We start from the raw sequence: 18,962 nt of genomic DNA, 5'->3' as shown, positions 1-18,962 counted from the left end.
TTTGTTTTTATTTTTTCCCTGAATACGCAAAAAAGAACATTCGCGCACAACATCTTGGGTTTTTTTTTTATTCCAACCACAAGATAATGAGGTTTAATCACTTTTGCAAGCGATAAAGTAGGTTGATTTTTAGCCGTTTTTTGAGAGATTGTAATTGGGTTAGTAATGACTAACCTAGTACCACTATTTGATTGAATGATTTATTAAATGCAAATACTTTTTAATAATTTTTTTTAGTTGAAATTATTTTAATTTAATTTTTTGGTTTAATATAGCAAATAAGAATATGAATAAATAATAGTGTTTTAAATCATTAGGTTATTTAAATAGCTTACAGAATAAACAACCTGATTAATTTAAAATCAGTTCCTTTGCAATGATTAGATCTTCTGAAAACACAAAATGTAATTCACATCTAAATTTGCCGTTAATTTATGATTTTCAGTAATAGGGTTATAGTGAATCCCGCTTGCATCTATACATTTTAAATCACTTGCGTGAGCCCAAGTAATAAGCTCTGAAGGTTTAATAAATTTATCATGGTCATGGGTGCCATCAGGGACTAACTTAAAAATCTTTTCAGCAGCTAATATTGCTAGTAAATAGGATTTTATATTTTTATTTAATGTTGAAAAGAAAACTAAACCACCAGGTTTTACTAATTGAGCACAAGCTTTGATGACAGACGCAGGCTCTGGAACATGCTCTAACATCTCCATGCAAGTAACATAATCAAATGATTCGGCTGCTTGTTGTGCTTTCTCTTCAGCTGTTATTTTTTCATAGTTGATGGTTAAACCTGACTCTAAGGCATGCAGTTTAGCCACATTAAGTGGTTCAGTGCCCATATCAATACCTGTAACATCAGCACCTAGCTTAGTTAATGACTCTGTTAGTATGCCACCGCCACAACCGACATCGATTATCTTTTTGCCAAACACTTCCGATTCTTGTTCACTGATATGCTGACAAATAAATTGTAATCTTAATGGATTTAATTGATGTAAAGGTTTGAAGTCACCGGTTAAGTCCCACCATTGGCTTGCAACTTTTTCAAACTTTTCGATTTCTTCATTGTTAACATTAAGTGGGTTTGTAGTCATTGTATTATTTGTGTCTTTAAAAAGAATGTTAGCGATTCTAAACCAAACCCTTTTTTAAACAAAGCGAATAGATCAACTAACGCTTATTTTGTTTGATAAATAGCCACAAATAAGTCTAAAAAAAATACACTTTTAATCGCGTTAATAAAGCTGTTTGGCATCCCCAAAAATTATGCTAGTATGCTGCGTTGATTTACCATTTTTTTATGAAGCCTTGTAAAAAAATAATAATAAAAATCTTGTAATTTTATAGTTACGTTTTAAGTTAAGGGATACGTCTATTTATGTCAGATCTGGCCAAAGAAATAGTACCAGTAAATATTGAAGATGAATTAAAAACTTCATACCTAGATTACGCCATGAGCGTTATTGTTGGACGTGCATTACCTGATGTACGAGATGGTTTAAAGCCAGTACATCGTCGTGTGCTATATGCCATGGATGTGTTAGGAAATGACTGGAATAAAGGTTATAAAAAATCAGCGCGTGTCGTTGGTGATGTAATAGGTAAATATCACCCACATGGTGATACCGCTGTGTACGATACTATTGTACGTATGGCGCAACCTTTTTCAATGCGATACATGTTGGTTGATGGTCAAGGTAACTTTGGTTCCGTCGATGGTGATAGCGCTGCTGCTATGCGTTATACCGAAATTAGAATGGATAAAATATCGCATTCAATTCTAGCTGACCTTGATAAAGAAACGGTTGATTTTGTTCCTAACTATGACGGCACTGAACATATTCCTGCCGTTATGCCTACTAGAATTCCTAATCTACTTGTTAATGGTGGCTCAGGTATTGCCGTAGGTATGGCAACAAACATTCCGCCTCATAATTTAACTGAAGTCATTAATGGTTGTTTAGCTCTGATTGACAATAGCGAAATAACGGTTGATGAATTATTGACTCACATACCTGGGCCTGACTTCCCAACTGCCGGTATTATTAGTGGTAGAGCCGGTATTGAAGAAGCTTACCGAACAGGTCGAGGCAAAATTAAAATCCGTGCCCGTGCTGAAATTGAATGTAATGAAAGCACTGGCAAAGAAACCATCATTGTTCACGAGTTACCATTTCAGGTAAACAAAGCACGCCTTATTGAAAAAATGGCTGAGCTTGTTAAAGAAAAACGCCTTGAGGGAATTTCAGCGTTACGCGATGAGTCTGATAAAGACGGTATGCGTATGGTTATTGAAATTAAACGTGGTGAAGTAGGCGAAGTTGTTTTAAATAACTTGTATAAGCTTACTCAAATGCAGGTATCTTTTGGCTTGAATATGGTGGCTTTAGGTAATGGCCAGCCTAAAGTATTCAACTTAAAGCAAATGCTTGAAGAGTTTGTTCTTCATCGTCGCGAAGTGGTAACACGTCGCACTATTTTCGAATTAAGAAAAGCACGTGATAGAGCTCACATCTTAGAAGGTTTATCGATTGCATTAGCTAACATTGAACCAATTATTGAATTAGTTAAAACTTCTCCTTCGCGTAAAGAAGCAGAAGAAAAGCTTGTTGCTCAAGGCTGGGATTTAGGTAACGTTAGCGCCATGCTAGAACGTGCTGGTACTCATGCCGCGCGTCCTGAGTGGTTAGAGCCAGAATTTGGTATTCGTGACAACAAGTACTACTTAACACCTGTGCAAGCAAAAGCCATTGTTGAGTTACAACTTTACAAACTGAGTGGTTTAGAACACGAAAAAATTCTAAATGAGTACAAAGAGTTATTAGATCTTATTGCTGAATTAATGCATATTCTTGAAAGCCCTGAGCGCTTAATGGAAGTTATTTGTGAAGAGTTAGTGGCTATTCGTGATGAATTTGGTGATGAGCGTAGAACTGAAATTACCAATGCTTCACATGACTTATCATTAGAAGATTTAATATCAGAAGAAGATGTGGTTGTAACTTTATCTCATGAAGGATACGTTAAATATCAAGTATTGAGTGATTATCAAGCACAGCGTCGAGGCGGTAAAGGCAAAGCAGCGACTAAGATGAAAGAAGAAGATTTCATCGAACGTTTATTGATTGCCAATACTCACGATACGATTTTATGCTTCTCAGATAGAGGTAAGTTGTATTGGTTGAAAGTGTACCAATTACCACTAGCAAGTAGAACCGCTCGTGGTCGCCCAATTGTTAATATTCTACCGTTAGAAAATGATGAGCGCATTACCGCTATCCTACCAGTACGAGAGTACGAAGAAGATAAGTATATCATCATGGCTACAGCCTCAGGTACGGTGAAGAAAACAGCATTAACTGCTTATAAGAACCAACGTGCAAATGGTATTATTGCCTTAAACTTACGTGATGATGATACCTTAATTGGTGTCGATATTACGGATGGTGATAATGACATCATGTTGTTCTCTGATGCTGGTAAAGTAGTTAGATTTAACGAAAAAGTTAAAGATAGTGAAACAGGTGAAGTAAAACTTGATCCTGAAACAGGTGAACAGCGTTGGGCCTTAAAACCTATCGGCAGAACAGGTACAGGTGTTCGCGGTATGAAACTAGAGGGCGATCAAAAGGTTGTTTCTCTAATAGTACCGAAAAATGATGGACCTATTTTGACCATTACTGAAAATGGCTTTGGTAAGCGCACAGAGTTAGCTGAATACCCAGCTAAGAGCAGAGCGACTAAAGGTGTTGTTTCAATCAAAGTGAGTGAACGTAACGGTAAAGTTGTTGGTGCAGTGCAAGTGGAAGAGCTCGATGAAATCATGGCTATTACTGATAACGGTACTTTAGTTCGCACTCGCGTAAATGAAGTCAGTATTATCGGTCGAAATACTCAAGGTGTTCGCTTAATACGTACTGTTGAAGGTGAGCATGTTGTTGCCTTACAACGTATAGATGAAATTGAAGAATCAACTGTTGCTGAAAGTGAGGAAGGTGCTGAGGGCGAAACCACAACACTTAACCCAGAGCATAGCGCTCAACAAGTGGATAAAGATACTTCATCGAACGACGAACAAGAATAATCGTCGTACACTTTTAAAAGGCGGCTAATAACCGCCTTTTTTTGTTTTTAATTGTTTACCATTCAGTGTAAATACTGAATTTGAGAAGAAGAAATGTCTGAAATTTTTAATTTTTGTGCTGGGCCTGCCATGCTACCTAAAGCAGTGATGGCAAGAGCACAAACTGAGTTTATAAACTGGAATAATACCGGTAGTTCGGTAATGGAGTTAAGCCACCGTAGTGAAATATATATGGAGATGGCTGCCCAAGCAGAAGCTGATTTACGCGAATTAATGGCAATCCCAGATAATTACAAAGTGTTATTTTGCCATGGTGGGGGCAGAGGGCAGTTTTCAGCTGTACCTTTAAATTTGTTACCAACAGGAAAATCAGCCGATTATATTGTGAATGGTTCATGGTCAAAAGCAGCTGTGGTAGAAGCGAATAACTTTGGTGAAATTAACGAGATTAATATTCGTCAAACTCGTGATGGAGAGGTAAACCTTTTACCCGCTAGTGAGTGGCCATTAAATCCAGAAGCTGCTTACGTCCATTATTGTCCAAATGAGACTGTTGATGGTATTGAAATTAATGAAATCCCTGACACCAATGGTGTACCACTAGTTGCGGATATGTCTTCGACAATATTATCTCATGACATTGATGTCAGTAAGTTCGGTGTGATTTACGCTGGAGCACAAAAAAATATTGGCCCATCGGGGTTAACAATCGTGATTGTGCGAGAAGACTTATTAGGCAATGCACAAAAAGCAACTCCATGTATTATGAACTACCAAACCTCAGCCAACAATGACTCTATGTTTAATACACCACCCACTTATGCTTGGTATTTAGCAGGCTTAGTTTTTCAGTGGTTGAAAGACTTAGGTGGGGTACAAGCAATTGCCAAGGTTAATCAACAGAAAGCTGAACTTTTATATCAAGCTATCGATAATAGTAACCTATATACGAACAATGTCGCCAAACAATACCGCAGTAAAATGAATATTCCTTTTTGGCTTACCGATGAAAGCTTAAATGAAGCGTTTTTAGCTCAAGCAGAGCAAGAAGGTTTAATGGCTTTATTAGGTCACCGTATTGTCGGTGGTATGCGGGCAAGTATTTATAATGCTATGCCTCTTGAAGGTGTTAAAGCCTTGGTAGCCTTTATGAACAAATTTGAAAAAGAGATTAGATAGTATGGAACAGTTAACATTAAACCCAATTAATCAAATTAATGGTGAAGTATTTTTACCTGGCTCGAAAAGCTTATCTAATCGTGCTTTATTAATTGCCGCGCTAGCAAAAGGGACCACTAAAATTACCAATTTACTGGTGAGTGACGATATTAAGCATATGCTTAATGCCTTAACGACACTTAACATAGATTATTCTATAAGTGATTGCGGCACTGAATGTACTGTTACGGGTAATAATGGCTTTTTTAGTGTCAATAAACCTGTAGAGTTATACCTTGGTAATGCAGGTACTGCAATGCGCCCATTATGTGCAGCATTAGCGGCTAGTGAAGGTGAATTTACTTTAACGGGTGAGCCAAGGATGAAAGAAAGGCCGATTGGACACTTAGTTAATGCGTTATCACAGCTTGATGCAGATATTGAGTATTTAGAAAACCATGATTACCCGCCAGTAAAAATAAAAGGTAAGGCTTTAAGTGTTAATACTGTTGGCAACAAAGTTACTATTGACGGTTCTATTTCAAGTCAATTCTTAACGGCTATTTTGATGATCACGCCTTTATTAAAAACAGATACTGAAATTAACATTGAAGGTGATTTAGTTTCTAAGCCGTATATTGATATTACGCTTAATATTATGAGCCGTTTTGGCGTAGATGTTCAAAATAATGATTATCAATCTTTCACCGTAAAAGGTGGTCAGTCATATCAAGCGGTTGACAAATACATGGTAGAAGGGGATGCATCCTCTGCGTCATACTTTTTAGCAGCAGGAGCTATCAAGGGAGGGGAAGTTACCGTTCATGGTGTTGGTAAATTAAGTGTACAAGGAGATAAACATTTTGCTGATGTCCTTGAAAAAATGGGTGCAAAAGTTACATGGAAAGATGAATCAATAACTGTTGAAGGTAGAGCGCTCACTGCAGTTGATATGGATATGAACCATATACCTGATGCAGCAATGACAATTGCGACCACAGCACTTTTTGCGACAGGCACTACAGTAATTAGAAATATTTATAACTGGCGAGTAAAAGAAACAGATCGCTTATTTGCTATGGCAACAGAGCTTCGTAAAGTAGGTGCTGAAGTTATTGAAGGTGAAGATTATATTTCAGTAACGCCACCAGCGACTTTAAAACATGCTGAAATTGATACTTATGATGATCATCGTGTTGCAATGTGTTTTTCATTAGTAGCCTTGAGCGATACACCAGTCACAATAAATGACCCTAAATGTACAGCGAAAACATTCCCTGATTATTTCGATAAGTTAGCAAAAATCTCTTGTTAACAACGTAACATTATAAAATATTAGGCGAATTTGACATTTAAATCCCGTATAATGCCGCCGATTTTTAGATTTGGAGAAAGATCTATGCAGGAAAATGTTCCAGTAATCACAATAGATGGTCCTAGCGGAGCAGGTAAAGGAACCGTTGCTAGAATAGTTTCAGAGCAGCTTGGTTGGCACTTGCTCGATAGTGGTGCTATTTATCGAGTATTAGCTGTTGCTACTCAGCATCATCAAGTAAGTCTTGATGATGAAGAGCCTCTCATTCCCATGGCAGCACATCTTGATGTTCAATTTGAAATTAGCAGCAAAGGTGAAAGTAAGGTTATTTTAGAAGGTGAGAATGTCACTAATACCATTCGCACAGAAGAAATTGGTACTATTGCTTCTCAAGTAGCAGCTTTCCCACGCGTTCGTGAAGCATTGTTACGACGCCAGCGGGCATTTAGTGTTGCGCCTGGTCTTGTTGCCGATGGCCGAGATATGGGCACAGTGGTTTTTTCTAATGCCCCAGTTAAAGTATTTTTAACAGCTAGTGCCGAAGAAAGAGCAGAGCGCAGATTTAATCAGTTGAAAGAGAAGGGCTTTGATGTTAGAATCGGGCGCCTTTTGGATGACATACGTCAACGAGATGAGCGAGATCGCAATCGAGAAGTTGCACCGCTTGTGCCGGCAGAAGGCGCGTTAATTGTTGATTCTACTGACCTTTCTGTACAAGAAGTGGTTAATAAAGTCCTATCATTTGCGAATGAAAAGTTAACATAAACCTTTGTTTTTATATGCTTAGATTATTCTAAGAAATCAAGACAATTTAACATAAGCCTACGTCATGGATGTACCGAGGCTAATTTAACAACCCCATGAAACACTGACGTTGATTGGATTAATAACGAGTTAATATACAAGTTATGACTGAAAATTTTGCACAACTTTTTGAAGAAAGTTTACAAGAAATCGAAACTCGCCCGGGTTCAATTATCCGCGGTACTATCGTAAAAGTAACCAAAGACAACGTAATCGTTGACGCTGGCCTTAAATCTGAGAGTGTTATCTCAATCGACCAATTTAAAAACACTGCTGGTGAAGTAGAAGTTGTTGTTGGTGATGAAGTAGATGTATCTCTTAAAGCAACAGATGATGGCTTTGGTGAAACTGTGCTTTCACGTGATGATGCAAAACGTCACGAAGCATGGCAAGTGCTTGAAAAAGCTTACGAAGAAAAAGAAACTGTTATCGGTGTTATCAACGGTAAAGTTAAAGGTGGTTTCACGGTTGAAGTTAGCAATATCCGTGCTTTCTTACCGGGTTCATTAGTTGATGTTCGTCCAGTACGTGACACAGCTCACCTTGAAGGTAAAGATTTAGAATTCAAAGTTATTAAGCTAGATCAAAAGCGTAATAACGTAGTTGTATCTCGTCGTGCTGTTATCGAAGCTGAAGGCAGTGCAGAGCGTGATGAATTACTTGAGTCATTAGCGGAAGGCCAAGAAGTTAAAGGTATCGTTAAGAACCTTACTGATTACGGTGCATTCGTTGACTTAGGTGGCATCGACGGTTTACTTCACATTACAGATATGGCTTGGAAGCGTGTTAAGCACCCAAGTGAAATCGTAAATGTTGGTGATGAAATACAAGTTAAAGTATTGAAATTCGACCGTGAGCGTACTCGTGTATCTCTTGGTATGAAGCAGTTAGGCGAAGATCCATGGGTAGCTATTGCTAACCGTTACCCTGAAGGTTCTAAACTTTCTGGTCGCGTAACTAACTTAACTGACTACGGTTGTTTTGTTGAAATCCAAGAAGGCGTTGAAGGTTTAGTTCACGTTTCTGAAATGGATTGGACTAACAAAAACATCCACCCATCTAAAGTAGTTAACTTAGGTGACACAGTTGAAGTACTAGTATTAGAAATTGACGAAGAACGTCGTCGTATTTCTTTAGGTCTTAAGCAATGTATCGCTAACCCTTGGGAAGAGTTTGCTAAGAACTTCAACAAAGGTGATAAAGTATCAGGTAAGATCAAGTCAATCACTGACTTTGGTATCTTCATTGGTCTTGATGGCGGCATAGATGGTTTAGTTCACTTATCTGATATTTCATGGAATGGCGGTGAAGAAGCTGTTCGTGATTATAAGAAAGGTGATGAAATCACAGCTATCGTACTTCAAGTTGATCCAGAGCGTGAACGTATTTCTCTTGGTGTTAAACAAGCTGAAGATGACCCGTTCAATATGTACCTAACTGATAAGAAGAAAGGTGCTATTGTTACAGGTAAAGTTACAGCCGTTGATGCTAAAGGTGCAACAGTTGAATTAGCTGAAAGCGTTGAAGGTTACTTACGTGTAAGCGACATTTCTGTTGAGCGTGTTGAAGATGCGTCTACAGAATTATCAGTTGGTGATGATGTTGAAGCTAAGTTTATGGGTGTGGATCGTAAGAACCGTACTATCAGCTTATCTATCAAAGCGAAAGACCAAGCTGACGAACGTGAAGCAATGGATAGCTTAAACCAAGCTGAAGAGACTGGCTTAAGTGCTATGGCTGCAGCGTTTAAAAACGCTAAAAACTAATTTTTAATAAAATACTGTTAGTTTTTAATTGTTTGCATTCTTTTTAATTTATATTAAACTAAAAAGAGACTAGGGGGAGGAAAGTTTAACTTTCCTCTTTTATTAATTCCATTAGCGCGAAGCTAGGTGAATACTGGAGGGTCATATGACCAAATCAGAACTCATTGAAAAATTAGCCGATAAGTTATCTTATTTATCAGCTAAAGATGTTGAACAATCAATTAAAGAAATCTTAGAATTAATGGCGCAATCTTTATCTAAAGGTGAACGCATCGAAATTAGAGGTTTCGGTAGTTTTTCATTACATTATCGTGCACCAAGAGTTGGTAGAAACCCGAAAACTGGCGAATCAGTAGAGTTAAGTGGTAAATATGTACCACACTTTAAGCCAGGCAAAGAATTAAGAGAAAGAGTTAATCTTTCAGCAGCTTAATTAATTACTCATTTATTGCAACTTGACTGTGCTCTTATTGTAATAAAGGTAAAAAAATTAGATAATAAACGGCATCCATTGTGTGCCGTTTTTTTTCGCCTGCAATATGTAATACCAATCATTCAAAGCGAGTTTTAATGTGAAAATCTACTTTACTTTTTTTCTGGTTTTAATCTTTCTCGCAATTGCTTTTGTTTTTGGCAGCCAAAATGAGCAAATTATTTCATTAAATTACCTTGTGGCCAGAGTTGAACTTTCTATTGCCGCCGCTGTTAGTATCTTTACAGCGATAGGTTTTATTCTTGGTTTACTTGCTACCATATTATGGCGCTTAATTCGAAAAGGTAAAAAAGTACTCGCCAAAAACCGTTCATCTGAAGTTTAAGCGTAATATATACAATGATTGAATACTTTTTTTTATTACTCCCTGTAGCTATGGCTTATGGCTGGTTTATGGGGCGAAACAGCATTAAACAAAAAGATCAAACTATTAAGCAAGATCTCTCAATTAAATACTCTACCGGTCTAAATTACTTATTATCAAATCAAAAAGATAAAGCAATTGACTCACTTCTTGATGCCCTAAAAGTTGAAGACGATAGTGTCGAAGCCCATTTTGCTATGGCAAATTTATTCCGTGAACGCGGAGAATTGGATAGGGCACTAAAAGTTCATGAGCACTTGGTACGTCATGGCAATTTACCTACGAAAGATAAACAACAAGCTGTATTTGAATTAGGTAAAGATTTTTTAAGCGCCGGACTTTATGATCGCGCTGAAACAATGTTTACTAAGCTATTAAAATCGAATGATTATGGTTTGAAATCACTCACTTATTTATTACAAATATTTCAATCAACCAAAGACTGGAATCAAGGGATAAGCCATAAAAAACTTATCATTAAACTTGATGATAAGCGCCTTTTACACACCTTAGCTAATTTTTATTGCGAACAAGCAACATCAGCGTTTGAGCTAGATAAGTTTATTGAAGTAATTGAATTACTCGAACAAGCATTAAAACTTGATCCTAACTCTTGTCGTGCAAATTGGTTAATGGCTGAAATTTATCAAGCTCATAAGCAATATGAATTAGCTTGCCAGTGTTATCAAGATATATACCAGCAAGATAAAGAATTTTTCCCCGATGTCATCGATAAAATGCACAAATGTTATCTAGAGCTCGATGCCACTGATGAGTTCTTCAAATTTATTAAAAAAGTTTATGATGAAACCGCTAGCTCTAGCGCTTTGATATCATATTTAGGGTATGTAGAAGACAAGCATGGTAATAAAAAGTCTCAAGAATTTATGCTATCAGCATTAAAGCGTAGGCCCACAATTCGTGGTTTTAAGCATTTTGTAAAAATACAAATGCAACAACCAGAAAAAGCAGTTAATAATGCTAGCTTAGATTTAATTCGAGAACTAATTAGTGAATATTTAAAAGTAAAGCATAGATATAGTTGTCGTAGTTGTGGCTTTAATAGTTCTACTCATTATTGGTCTTGCCCTTCATGCCATGAGTGGGAGCAGCTTAAACCAGTTCGTGGCCTCGAAGGAGAATAGAAAATAAACTCGTCGTCAGCTATTGTGATTTCATCGTCAAAAATGCTCACTGACATTCGTCAGCTCCGCGTTATTTCCTCGAAGTCACTTCATCTGACATAGCGTTTAATATCTATTAAACTTAAAATATTATTTTTTGATGTAGTAAATCGAGAATCTCTTTTAAAAAGAATTGAAAAGTTAAAAACAGGAAATTTCATGTTAGATCCAAAAGTTGTTGTTGCTCTAGATTTTGATAAAAAGCAAGACGCTTTATCATTTGTAGATAAAGTATCACCTAACGATTGTAAGCTTAAAGTAGGTAAAGAAATGTTTACCTACTTTGGCCCTGATTTTGTCAAAACATTAACAGGGAAGGGGTTTGATGTTTTTCTTGATTTGAAGTTTCATGATATTCCAAATACGGTTGCTAAAGCTGTAACCGCTGCTGCCGATCTTGGTGTCTGGATGGTGAATGTTCATGCAAGTGGTGGCAGTCAAATGATGGTTAAAGCTAAAGAAGCATTAAATCACTATGGTAATGATGCTCCATTACTTATTGCTGTTACCGTATTAACGAGCATGTCTGAAAATGATTTACTAGGCTTAGGAATCAATAAGTCACCAGCAGAGCAGGTTCAATTTCTTGCTGGGCTAACTAAGCAGAGTGGTTTAGATGGTGTTGTTTGCTCTGCATGGGAAGCTGAGCAGTTGAAGTTGTCTTTAGGGAAAGAGTTTAAACTAATTACTCCTGGCATTAGACCAGCTGGCTCGTCGAATGATGATCAACAACGAATTATGACACCTGAGCAAGCAATCAATGTTGGTGTTGATTATTTGGTGATCGGACGCCCAATCACTAAATCGTTAGATCCACAATTAGTTTTGTCGCAAATTAACAATTCGTTGAAATAGGTTAGTAAGTTTAACTAGATAATAAAAAAGGCTTAGTGTGAACACTAAGCCTTTTTTGATCTCGAAACTACATATAATTACTTTTGATAATTATAAATGTAATTAACTAAATCTAATACTTTATTTGAATAACCAATCTCATTGTCATACCAAGAAACAACTTTCACGAAAGTATCAGTTAATGCAATACCTGCTTTTGCATCAAATACAGAAGTACAAGTTTCACCGATAAAATCATTCGATACAACAGCATCTTCAGTGTAATCTAGAACACCTTTTAGATCGCCTTCAGCAGCAGAACTCATTGCTTGGCAAATTTCGTCATAGGTAGCAGGCTTTTTCAAGTTAACTGTTAAATCAACAACTGAAACGTCAGGTGTTGGAACACGGAAAGCCATACCCGTTAGTTTACCGTTTAACTCAGGGATAACTTTACCAACAGCTTTTGCAGCACCTGTTGAAGATGGAATGATGTTTTGACCAGCACCACGACCACCGCGCCAGTCTTTTGCTGAAGGGCTATCAACTGTTTTCTGTGTGGCTGTTGTTGCATGAACGGTAGTCATTAAACCGTCTTCAATGCCCCAATTATCATTTAACACTTTAGCTATTGGTGCTAAACAGTTTGTTGTACATGAAGCGTTCGAAACTATATCTTGTCCAGCATATTCGCTTAAATTCACACCACAAACAAACATTGGGGTGTCATCTTTAGATGGAGCTGAAAGTACTACTTGCTTAGCACCTGCTTCAATATGTTTGCGTGCTGTTTCATCAGTTAAAAATAAACCAGTAGATTCAACAACTACATCAACGTCAATTGCATCCCACTTTAAGTCAGCTGGGTTACGCTCAGCAGTAACACGCACAGTGTTGCCGTTTACGATTAGTTGGCCATCTGAAACTTCAACAGTGCCATTAAAACGACCATGCGTTGAATCATATTTCAACATATAGGCCATATAATCAATATCAATTAAATCATTAATGCCAACTACTTCTATATCGTCTCTTGCAGCCGCTGCTCTAAAAACAAAACGACCAATACGGCCGAAACCGTTAATACCTACTTTAATCATGGTGAAACCTCGTAAACACGTAAATCTAATTATGTAGTAAAATTACACCATTTTAGGAAAAATTCAAGTTAAAGTTACTTTATTTGATAAAAAAAATACCTAATGGTTTATTTTTACGAACAGAAAACAAAACTATAGCTTAAAATTTCGAATACGGTAATTTTGTTCGCTAATTTACATGATTTAAACTTATTTACGTGTTAATATGCGCAAAAATTTCGTTGTGCAGGTTTTAACTTTCGATTTGAAACTAACATATGAAAATCTGCTTTAGTTATCTATCTTAACCATTGATTATTATAGATAAATTGCGCTCTTGTTTAGCCGTCAATCTGAGGAATGTAATTTTATGACACAAGATAAAATTTTGTGTGACATCGGCTTTATTGGTTTAGGTGTTATGGGTAAAAACTTGGTATTAAACCTTGCAGACAATGGTTTTAATATCGCAGCTTTTGATTTAAGTGATGAAAAGATTCAAGGAGTGCTTGAGCAAGATAAGCTTGAGAATACAACCGAATCTCCTCGTGTTTATGGCTGTTCATCCTATACAGAGCTATTAGCACACCTAAAAGCACCTCACCTAATTGTTTTAAGTGTTCCTGCCGGGGCCCCTGTAGATCAAGTATGTGAAAACTTGATCGGTGCAGGTATTCAACCTGATGATATCATTATAGATACTGGTAACAGCCTATGGGTTGATACTGTAGAACGTGAGAAAAAATATAAAAGTAACTTTTTATTATTTTCATCAGCTGTTTCCGGAGGTGAAGTTGGTGCTCGATTTGGTCCATCACTAATGCCAAGTGGATCTCCTTATGCATGGACCCGTGTAAAACCTATTTGGGAAGCAATTTCGGCTAAAGTTGACCCTTCAACGGGGAAACCAATTGAGCGTACTAAACCTGGTCAAATTATTACCACAGGAGAGCCTTGTGCAGCATATATTGGCCCAGCTGGAGCTGGTCATTATGTCAAAATGGTACACAATGGTATTGAGTATGCTGATATGCAAATCATTTGTGAAGCCTATCATATCCTTAATGCGGGTCTAGGCTTTTCTGCCGCTGAAGTTGCTGATATCTTCGAAGAATGGAATAACGGTTTACTTGATAGTTATTTAATGGAGATAAGTGTTGAGGTTTTACGTCATAAATCTTCTGATACTGGCACAACCTTAGTTGACTTAATACTAGATAAAGCAGGGCAAAAGGGTACTGGGCTATGGACAGCTATGAGTAGCTTAGAAGTTGGCTGCCCAGCTCCAACAATAGCACAAGCGGTATATTCTCGCTCTATCTCATCGTTCAAAACATTACGTACTCAAGCAGCAACTATGCTAACAGGGCCTGAACCAGCTTCACTTTCTTTGCAAGAAAAACAAGATTACATTGCTCAGCTTCACGATGCTATTTATTGTGCGAAAATGTGTGCCTATGCACAAGGCTTCCAGTTAATGAAGCTAGCAGCAGATGAATATAACTGGACATTGAACTTTGCCAGTATAGCCAAAATTTGGCGTGCTGGTTGTATTATCAGAGCTACATTTTTACAATCCATTACCCAAGCGTATGAGCGCAATGAAGATTTAGATAATTTATTACTTGATAACTTTTTCGCGAAACAGCTTAGCGAACGTCAATTAAACTGGCGAAAAGCGGTTTGTGGTGCCACTATGTTTGGTATTCCTAATGGCGCGTTATCATCAGCATTATCGTACTATGACTCGATTCGTAGTGAAACTTTACCAGCCAACTTATTGCAAGCGCAACGAGATTTTTTTGGTGCGCATACCTTTGAGCGATTAGATAAAATGGACGGTAAAAAATACCACGTGCTATGGTCAACGAGTGATCGTCAAACCGTGATTGTAGAGTAAACGCTACAAATGTGAGTTAACCTGTTATGAATGATGATGATTATAAAGAAAAGCTTAGCGATGCAGCCTACAAAGTTTGTCGGTTAGCTGCTACAGAACATCCTTTTACTGGTGTTTATAATGATCATTGGCAAGCAGGCACTTATTTATGTGCCTGCTGCGATAAGCCACTATTTTCAAGTGATAGTAAATTTAATGCTGGATGTGGCTGGCCAAGTTTTTATCAGGCAATTGTAGGTCATGTTAACTACCTCGAAGATAACAGCCATAATATGCAGCGTGTAGAAATTCAATGTTCGCACTGTCAATCTCACTTAGGGCATGTATTTGATGATGGTCCTGAGCCAACAGGTAAACGCTATTGTGTTAATTCCTTAAGCCTAACATTTCAGCAAGCTTCTTCTTAATATTTCGGCGCTGTAAAGTTACCCGCTCTTATTTTAGTTAAAGTACTATTGGCTACTTTATCTAGAAAACGACTATCTAAACTATAATTCTTGGCAAGCTGTTCTAAGGTCTGTTCTACCTGCTTTTCACTTTTTACAGCTGCTAATTGATAGACTTTTAACCAAATATAGGCTTGTTTAGGCTTTTCTTTATTAGTAAAAATCGTTGCTAAGGTTTGAAATATTTCAGGTAACAGTTTTTGTTCACTGTCATGTAATTCTAGGGAATGAAACAATAAGCCTAAGGTTTTTTGAATATCTTTCTTAGAATAGTAACTCGCTAAATGGTATTGGGAAATACTATTTTCTAATTCAGCACTGCCTTCTAATTTAAGAAATTTATTTAAAGATTGTTTATTTAACTCTCTAGACCAATGGTAATAAAGTAAATACGGGTGCTCAGATGAGAGTGTCTGATCTGATAACTCACTAAGTTGTGCGTTGGCTTTAAGTAAATTCTGCTTTCTTGATGTTGTTTTCTCTTTTAATTTGATATGTTGAATTTGTGAAGCTAACGACATGCATTTGATATATTTCTCATAGGCGATCAATAAGTGGTATTTTTGCATATCTTTTTGTTTGGTCTTTAAATCAATTCTTGAAAGCGCCACATCTACTCGTTCTTTCTTACACCAGCTATCTTCTCCAAATTCTTGGCAAATCTCAGGGTTCTCTTTACATAATTGCGCCAAACTTTTATTAGAGTCACAACCCATTAATAAAAACAGGATAACGATTAGGGGCAGAAGTTTCATACAAATCTCTTAAATTCTTATGTATTATATGGATTTAAAATAGTCAAAATAATTTTGTAACCTGTAGAGAAATATTTCACTATGAATTACAATGTGCGCGAATTTATCTTCTACTATAGTCGAGTTTCGCTTTCAAAATAACTGGCTTAAAATGATTATAGTAAACTATCGCTTAATTGACTGAAATAAAAGGTTTATCTAATGATGTCTCATCTTGAGAAAGAGTACCAAACTAGCTGGCAGGAACGCCAAACTTTTGCTGAAAATATGCAACCTATAATAGGGCAGCTATTTAGAAACAAAGGTATTGAAATATCTGTGTACGGTCGCCCGTTATTAAACGCCTCGCCAATTGATATTATTAAAGCACATAAATCAGTAGCTTTGCATGAAGAAAGTAAACTGCGTTTACGTGAAAGTTACCCTTTTGTAGAAGCTTTAAATAAGATGGAACTTGCTCCAGCACGCATTGATGTTGGTAAGTTAGCTTATAGCTATTTATTTAAAGGTCAGTCAAATGATTTGTCTATTGAACAATATGTTGAGAAAGAGTTAGCTTCTATTAGCGGGGCTAATCAAAACGCCGATAAACAAGATGTTGTATTATATGGTTTTGGCCGTATTGGTCGTCTGTTAGCGAGATTATTGATAGAACAAACAGGTCCTAACGCCAAACTCAATTTACGTGCAATTGTGTTGCGTCCAAGTAAAGGAAGTGATGACTTAGAAAAGCGCGCTAGCTTATTACGTCGTGACTCAGTTCACGGAGCTTTTAACGGAAGTATAACCATAGATAAAGAAAATAATGTTATTCGAGCCAATGGTGCATTTATTAAAGTTATTTATGCGAAGTCACCTGCAGATGTTAATTATTTAGAGCATGGTATTAATAATGCGCTTGTTGTCGATAACACAGGCATTTGGAGCGATGAAGAGGGCTTAGGCCAACATTTACAATCGGATGGTGTTGCAAAAGTATTACTAACAGCACCAGCAAAAGGCGATATTAAAAATATTGTTTATGGCGTTAACCAAGATATGATCAAAGCAAGCGATACTATTGTCTCAGCTGCCAGTTGTACAACCAATGCTATTACACCAGTATTAAAAGCGTTGAATGATAAATTTGGTATTAAAAATGGTCATGTTGAAACGGTTCACTCTTACACTAATGATCAGAATTTAATTGATAACTATCATAAAGCACCACGTCGCGGTAGAAGTGCACCACTAAATATGGTTATCAGTACAACTGGCGCTGCAAAAGCGGTCGCAAAAGCTTTACCTGAGTTAAAAGGTTTGTTAACAGGCAATGCTATTCGTGTACCTACACCTAATGTTTCTATGGCAATTATGAATTTAAACTTAAAACAGTCTACTGATAAAACCGCTCTTAATGACTATTTACGTGATATCTCTTTAAATTCTGAATTACAAAATCAAGTTGATTACACAGCTTCATCTGAAATTGTATCAACAGATCTAGTGGGCTCTCGTTATGCGGGTGTTGTAGATTCTCAAGCAACTATTGTAGATGGTGATAGGGCAGTGCTTTATGTTTGGTATGACAATGAGTTTGGCTATAGCTGTCAAGTTGTACGTGTAATGCTAGAAATGGCTGGTATTAGTGTACCAACATTACCGCTTAATTAATGATTTAAACAATAGTTTTAAAATTTATAAGTAGCATGATAAAGCACCTAACCACTCTGTTTAGGTGCTTTTTTATTACCTTTTATATAAATTACGATAGTTTAAAACTGCCAACTTAAGCTTAAAGAGCCATAGCCATGCAAGGCTTCACTGTCAGTTTGATAATCTTTTGTATAACCGTTAAAACTCCATAAAACAGCAAAGTTAGGAAAAGTAAGTTGTGCTCCTAGTTTTAACATAGCTTGTTTATGTTCTAGTGTTACTTGTGATTGATAAGGTAAATCACCCGAGAGGGTTAAATCATTAAACCTATAACCAAAATGTGCTCGGGCAAAAATATTTAGGTTATAACTTGCTGCAAGTGAGGTCACGTTACTTACCTGCCCATAGTGATTTGAAATTCGACCAAAGTTTTCTGATAAATTAGTGCCCCAATTCAGAGTAATACCCGTGTTAACTTCACTTCTGAAGTTACTTAATGCGCCGTAAGCATGAGTACTAATCTCCCATTGATAATTAGGGGTATTATGACTTCGGTAGAGCAGTTTTTCTAATTCATAGGCGTATGAAGCAACGGCTTGATTTTCAATTTGATATTTCCAGCCATTAGGTGAAGAAGCTCCGGTACTAGAATGAAATAGACGTTGTAACTTTTCAGCACCTGCAGCAGGGCCTATTAAACCAATACTTAACCAATTTTTTTGTGCAAAGTCTTCTGAATAATGAGCCGTATGTAACTCTGAAAGAAATAACCCTGCATACGGCCTATCAAGGGGTTGAGGCGTTTCGATTTTAATTTCTGAAGGTGTCCACATGCGCTGCGAAAGGGTGGCCCCCCAATTGCTTACGCCGGTATTGTCTGAAAATTTATCTGCAAATAATAGTGACTTTTGCCAGTTTAAAAGTTTCGGTAAATCTTCACTCTTTCCTTGATAATCACTTTGCCAGCCAATGAGGAGGCCATTAGTGTAATTACCATCTTCATAAAAAGTCACATCGTTTTCGATTTGCAGTGTCCATTGGCTTGCCGAAAGGTGTTGATGAAAACCAATAAAGCAAGCAATAACATAGCATGACACTTTTAACTTTTTTTTATGGGTAGGCAAATAAAGCATAAA

The 18,962-nt window shown here is 37.0% G+C and carries 16 protein-coding genes; 12 read left to right on the top strand and 4 right to left on the bottom strand.

The window, feature by feature from the left end; all coding sequences use genetic code 11:
- Positions 1–380 precede the first annotated feature (380 nt).
- On the bottom strand, positions 381–1,103 hold the full coding sequence (gene ubiG / locus AC27GZ_RS11020) for a bifunctional 2-polyprenyl-6-hydroxyphenol methylase/3-demethylubiquinol 3-O-methyltransferase UbiG (protein ID WP_487095088.1): 723 nt from the start codon (positions 1,101–1,103) through the stop codon (positions 381–383).
- A gap of 284 nt (positions 1,104–1,387) precedes the next feature.
- Here ubiG and gyrA point away from each other — a divergent pair, with 284 nt between their 5' ends.
- The 9 genes from gyrA to pyrF all read left to right on the top strand — a co-directional run bounded on the left by gyrA (position 1,388) and on the right by pyrF (position 12,032).
- Positions 1,388–4,093: a DNA topoisomerase (ATP-hydrolyzing) subunit A gene (gene gyrA, locus AC27GZ_RS11015; RefSeq protein ID WP_487095087.1), complete on the top strand. Its 2,706-nt coding sequence runs from the start codon at positions 1,388–1,390 to the stop codon at positions 4,091–4,093.
- A gap of 93 nt (positions 4,094–4,186) precedes the next feature.
- Positions 4,187–5,272 carry a 3-phosphoserine/phosphohydroxythreonine transaminase gene (serC, locus tag AC27GZ_RS11010; protein WP_487095086.1) on the top strand — a complete coding sequence of 362 codons (1,086 nt, stop codon included), beginning with the start codon at positions 4,187–4,189 and terminating at the stop codon, positions 5,270–5,272.
- 1 nt (position 5,273) lies between these two features.
- Positions 5,274–6,566 (top strand): 3-phosphoshikimate 1-carboxyvinyltransferase, encoded by a 1,293-nt coding sequence (gene aroA, locus AC27GZ_RS11005; protein WP_487095084.1) that lies wholly within the window; start codon positions 5,274–5,276, stop codon positions 6,564–6,566.
- 84 nt (positions 6,567–6,650) lie between these two features.
- A complete protein-coding gene (gene cmk / locus AC27GZ_RS11000; protein ID WP_487095083.1) occupies positions 6,651–7,331 on the top strand; it encodes a (d)CMP kinase in 681 nt (226 codons plus the stop codon).
- A gap of 143 nt (positions 7,332–7,474) precedes the next feature.
- Complete coding sequence (gene rpsA, locus AC27GZ_RS10995; RefSeq protein WP_487095081.1) at positions 7,475–9,136, top strand: 30S ribosomal protein S1; 1,662 nt, start codon at positions 7,475–7,477, stop codon at positions 9,134–9,136.
- Between the two features lie 145 nt (positions 9,137–9,281).
- Positions 9,282–9,569 carry an integration host factor subunit beta gene (gene ihfB / locus AC27GZ_RS10990; RefSeq protein ID WP_487095079.1) on the top strand — a complete coding sequence of 96 codons (288 nt, stop codon included), beginning with the start codon at positions 9,282–9,284 and terminating at the stop codon, positions 9,567–9,569.
- A gap of 139 nt (positions 9,570–9,708) precedes the next feature.
- Positions 9,709–9,954: a lipopolysaccharide assembly protein LapA domain-containing protein gene (locus AC27GZ_RS10985; protein ID WP_487095078.1), complete on the top strand. Its 246-nt coding sequence runs from the start codon at positions 9,709–9,711 to the stop codon at positions 9,952–9,954.
- Positions 9,955–9,968: 14 nt separating this feature from the next.
- A complete protein-coding gene (lapB, locus tag AC27GZ_RS10980; RefSeq protein ID WP_487095076.1) occupies positions 9,969–11,138 on the top strand; it encodes a lipopolysaccharide assembly protein LapB in 1,170 nt (389 codons plus the stop codon).
- Between the two features lie 198 nt (positions 11,139–11,336).
- A complete protein-coding gene (gene pyrF, locus AC27GZ_RS10975; protein ID WP_487095075.1) occupies positions 11,337–12,032 on the top strand; it encodes an orotidine-5'-phosphate decarboxylase in 696 nt (231 codons plus the stop codon).
- Between the two features lie 77 nt (positions 12,033–12,109).
- Here pyrF and gap read toward each other — a convergent pair whose 3' ends face one another.
- Complete coding sequence (gap, locus tag AC27GZ_RS10970) at positions 12,110–13,111, bottom strand: type I glyceraldehyde-3-phosphate dehydrogenase (RefSeq protein WP_487095074.1); 1,002 nt, start codon at positions 13,109–13,111, stop codon at positions 12,110–12,112.
- A gap of 349 nt (positions 13,112–13,460) precedes the next feature.
- Between gap and gndA the strand changes: the two genes are divergently transcribed.
- On the top strand, positions 13,461–14,990 hold the full coding sequence (gene gndA, locus AC27GZ_RS10965; protein ID WP_487095072.1) for an NADP-dependent phosphogluconate dehydrogenase: 1,530 nt from the start codon (positions 13,461–13,463) through the stop codon (positions 14,988–14,990).
- Positions 14,991–15,016: 26 nt separating this feature from the next.
- Positions 15,017–15,397: a peptide-methionine (R)-S-oxide reductase MsrB gene (gene msrB, locus AC27GZ_RS10960; RefSeq protein WP_487095071.1), complete on the top strand. Its 381-nt coding sequence runs from the start codon at positions 15,017–15,019 to the stop codon at positions 15,395–15,397.
- Here msrB and AC27GZ_RS10955 read toward each other — a convergent pair.
- Positions 15,394–16,191 carry a DUF2989 domain-containing protein gene (locus AC27GZ_RS10955; protein ID WP_487095070.1) on the bottom strand — a complete coding sequence of 266 codons (798 nt, stop codon included), beginning with the start codon at positions 16,189–16,191 and terminating at the stop codon, positions 15,394–15,396. The two genes, msrB and AC27GZ_RS10955, sit on opposite strands and share 4 nt — an antisense overlap.
- A 201-nt stretch (positions 16,192–16,392) precedes the next feature.
- Here AC27GZ_RS10955 and AC27GZ_RS10950 point away from each other — a divergent pair, with 201 nt between their 5' ends.
- The gene (locus AC27GZ_RS10950; protein ID WP_487095069.1) at positions 16,393–17,844 is read left to right on the top strand and encodes a glyceraldehyde-3-phosphate dehydrogenase; all 1,452 of its coding nucleotides are present in this window, start codon (positions 16,393–16,395) and stop codon (positions 17,842–17,844) included.
- Between the two features lie 101 nt (positions 17,845–17,945).
- Here AC27GZ_RS10950 and AC27GZ_RS10945 read toward each other — a convergent pair whose 3' ends face one another.
- The gene (locus AC27GZ_RS10945) at positions 17,946–18,959 is read right to left on the bottom strand and encodes a lipid A deacylase LpxR family protein (RefSeq protein ID WP_487095068.1); all 1,014 of its coding nucleotides are present in this window, start codon (positions 18,957–18,959) and stop codon (positions 17,946–17,948) included.
- Between the last annotated feature and the right edge of the window lie 3 nt (positions 18,960–18,962).

The organism is Colwellia sp. SU-HH00943 (assembly GCF_057546125.1).
Note: the sequence above shows the minus strand (reverse complement) of the source record. Positions and strands in the feature narration are given on the sequence as shown.

Bases quoted from the DNA above. Each gene is read 5' to 3' on its own strand.
- ubiG (WP_487095088.1), bottom strand. From the start codon at position 1,103: ATGACTACAAACCCACTTAATGTTAACAATGAAGAAATCGAAAAGTTT.
- gyrA (WP_487095087.1), top strand. From the start codon at position 1,388: ATGTCAGATCTGGCCAAAGAAATAGTACCAGTAAATATTGAAGATGAA.
- serC (WP_487095086.1), top strand. From the start codon at position 4,187: ATGTCTGAAATTTTTAATTTTTGTGCTGGGCCTGCCATGCTACCTAAA.
- aroA (WP_487095084.1), top strand. From the start codon at position 5,274: ATGGAACAGTTAACATTAAACCCAATTAATCAAATTAATGGTGAAGTA.
- cmk (WP_487095083.1), top strand. From the start codon at position 6,651: ATGCAGGAAAATGTTCCAGTAATCACAATAGATGGTCCTAGCGGAGCA.
- rpsA (WP_487095081.1), top strand. From the start codon at position 7,475: ATGACTGAAAATTTTGCACAACTTTTTGAAGAAAGTTTACAAGAAATC.
- ihfB (WP_487095079.1), top strand. From the start codon at position 9,282: ATGACCAAATCAGAACTCATTGAAAAATTAGCCGATAAGTTATCTTAT.
- lapB (WP_487095076.1), top strand. From the start codon at position 9,969: ATGATTGAATACTTTTTTTTATTACTCCCTGTAGCTATGGCTTATGGC.
- pyrF (WP_487095075.1), top strand. From the start codon at position 11,337: ATGTTAGATCCAAAAGTTGTTGTTGCTCTAGATTTTGATAAAAAGCAA.
- gap (WP_487095074.1), bottom strand. From the start codon at position 13,111: ATGATTAAAGTAGGTATTAACGGTTTCGGCCGTATTGGTCGTTTTGTT.
- gndA (WP_487095072.1), top strand. From the start codon at position 13,461: ATGACACAAGATAAAATTTTGTGTGACATCGGCTTTATTGGTTTAGGT.
- msrB (WP_487095071.1), top strand. From the start codon at position 15,017: ATGAATGATGATGATTATAAAGAAAAGCTTAGCGATGCAGCCTACAAA.
- AC27GZ_RS10955 (WP_487095070.1), bottom strand. From the start codon at position 16,191: ATGAAACTTCTGCCCCTAATCGTTATCCTGTTTTTATTAATGGGTTGT.
- AC27GZ_RS10950 (WP_487095069.1), top strand. From the start codon at position 16,393: ATGATGTCTCATCTTGAGAAAGAGTACCAAACTAGCTGGCAGGAACGC.
- AC27GZ_RS10945 (WP_487095068.1), bottom strand. From the start codon at position 18,959: ATGCTTTATTTGCCTACCCATAAAAAAAAGTTAAAAGTGTCATGCTAT.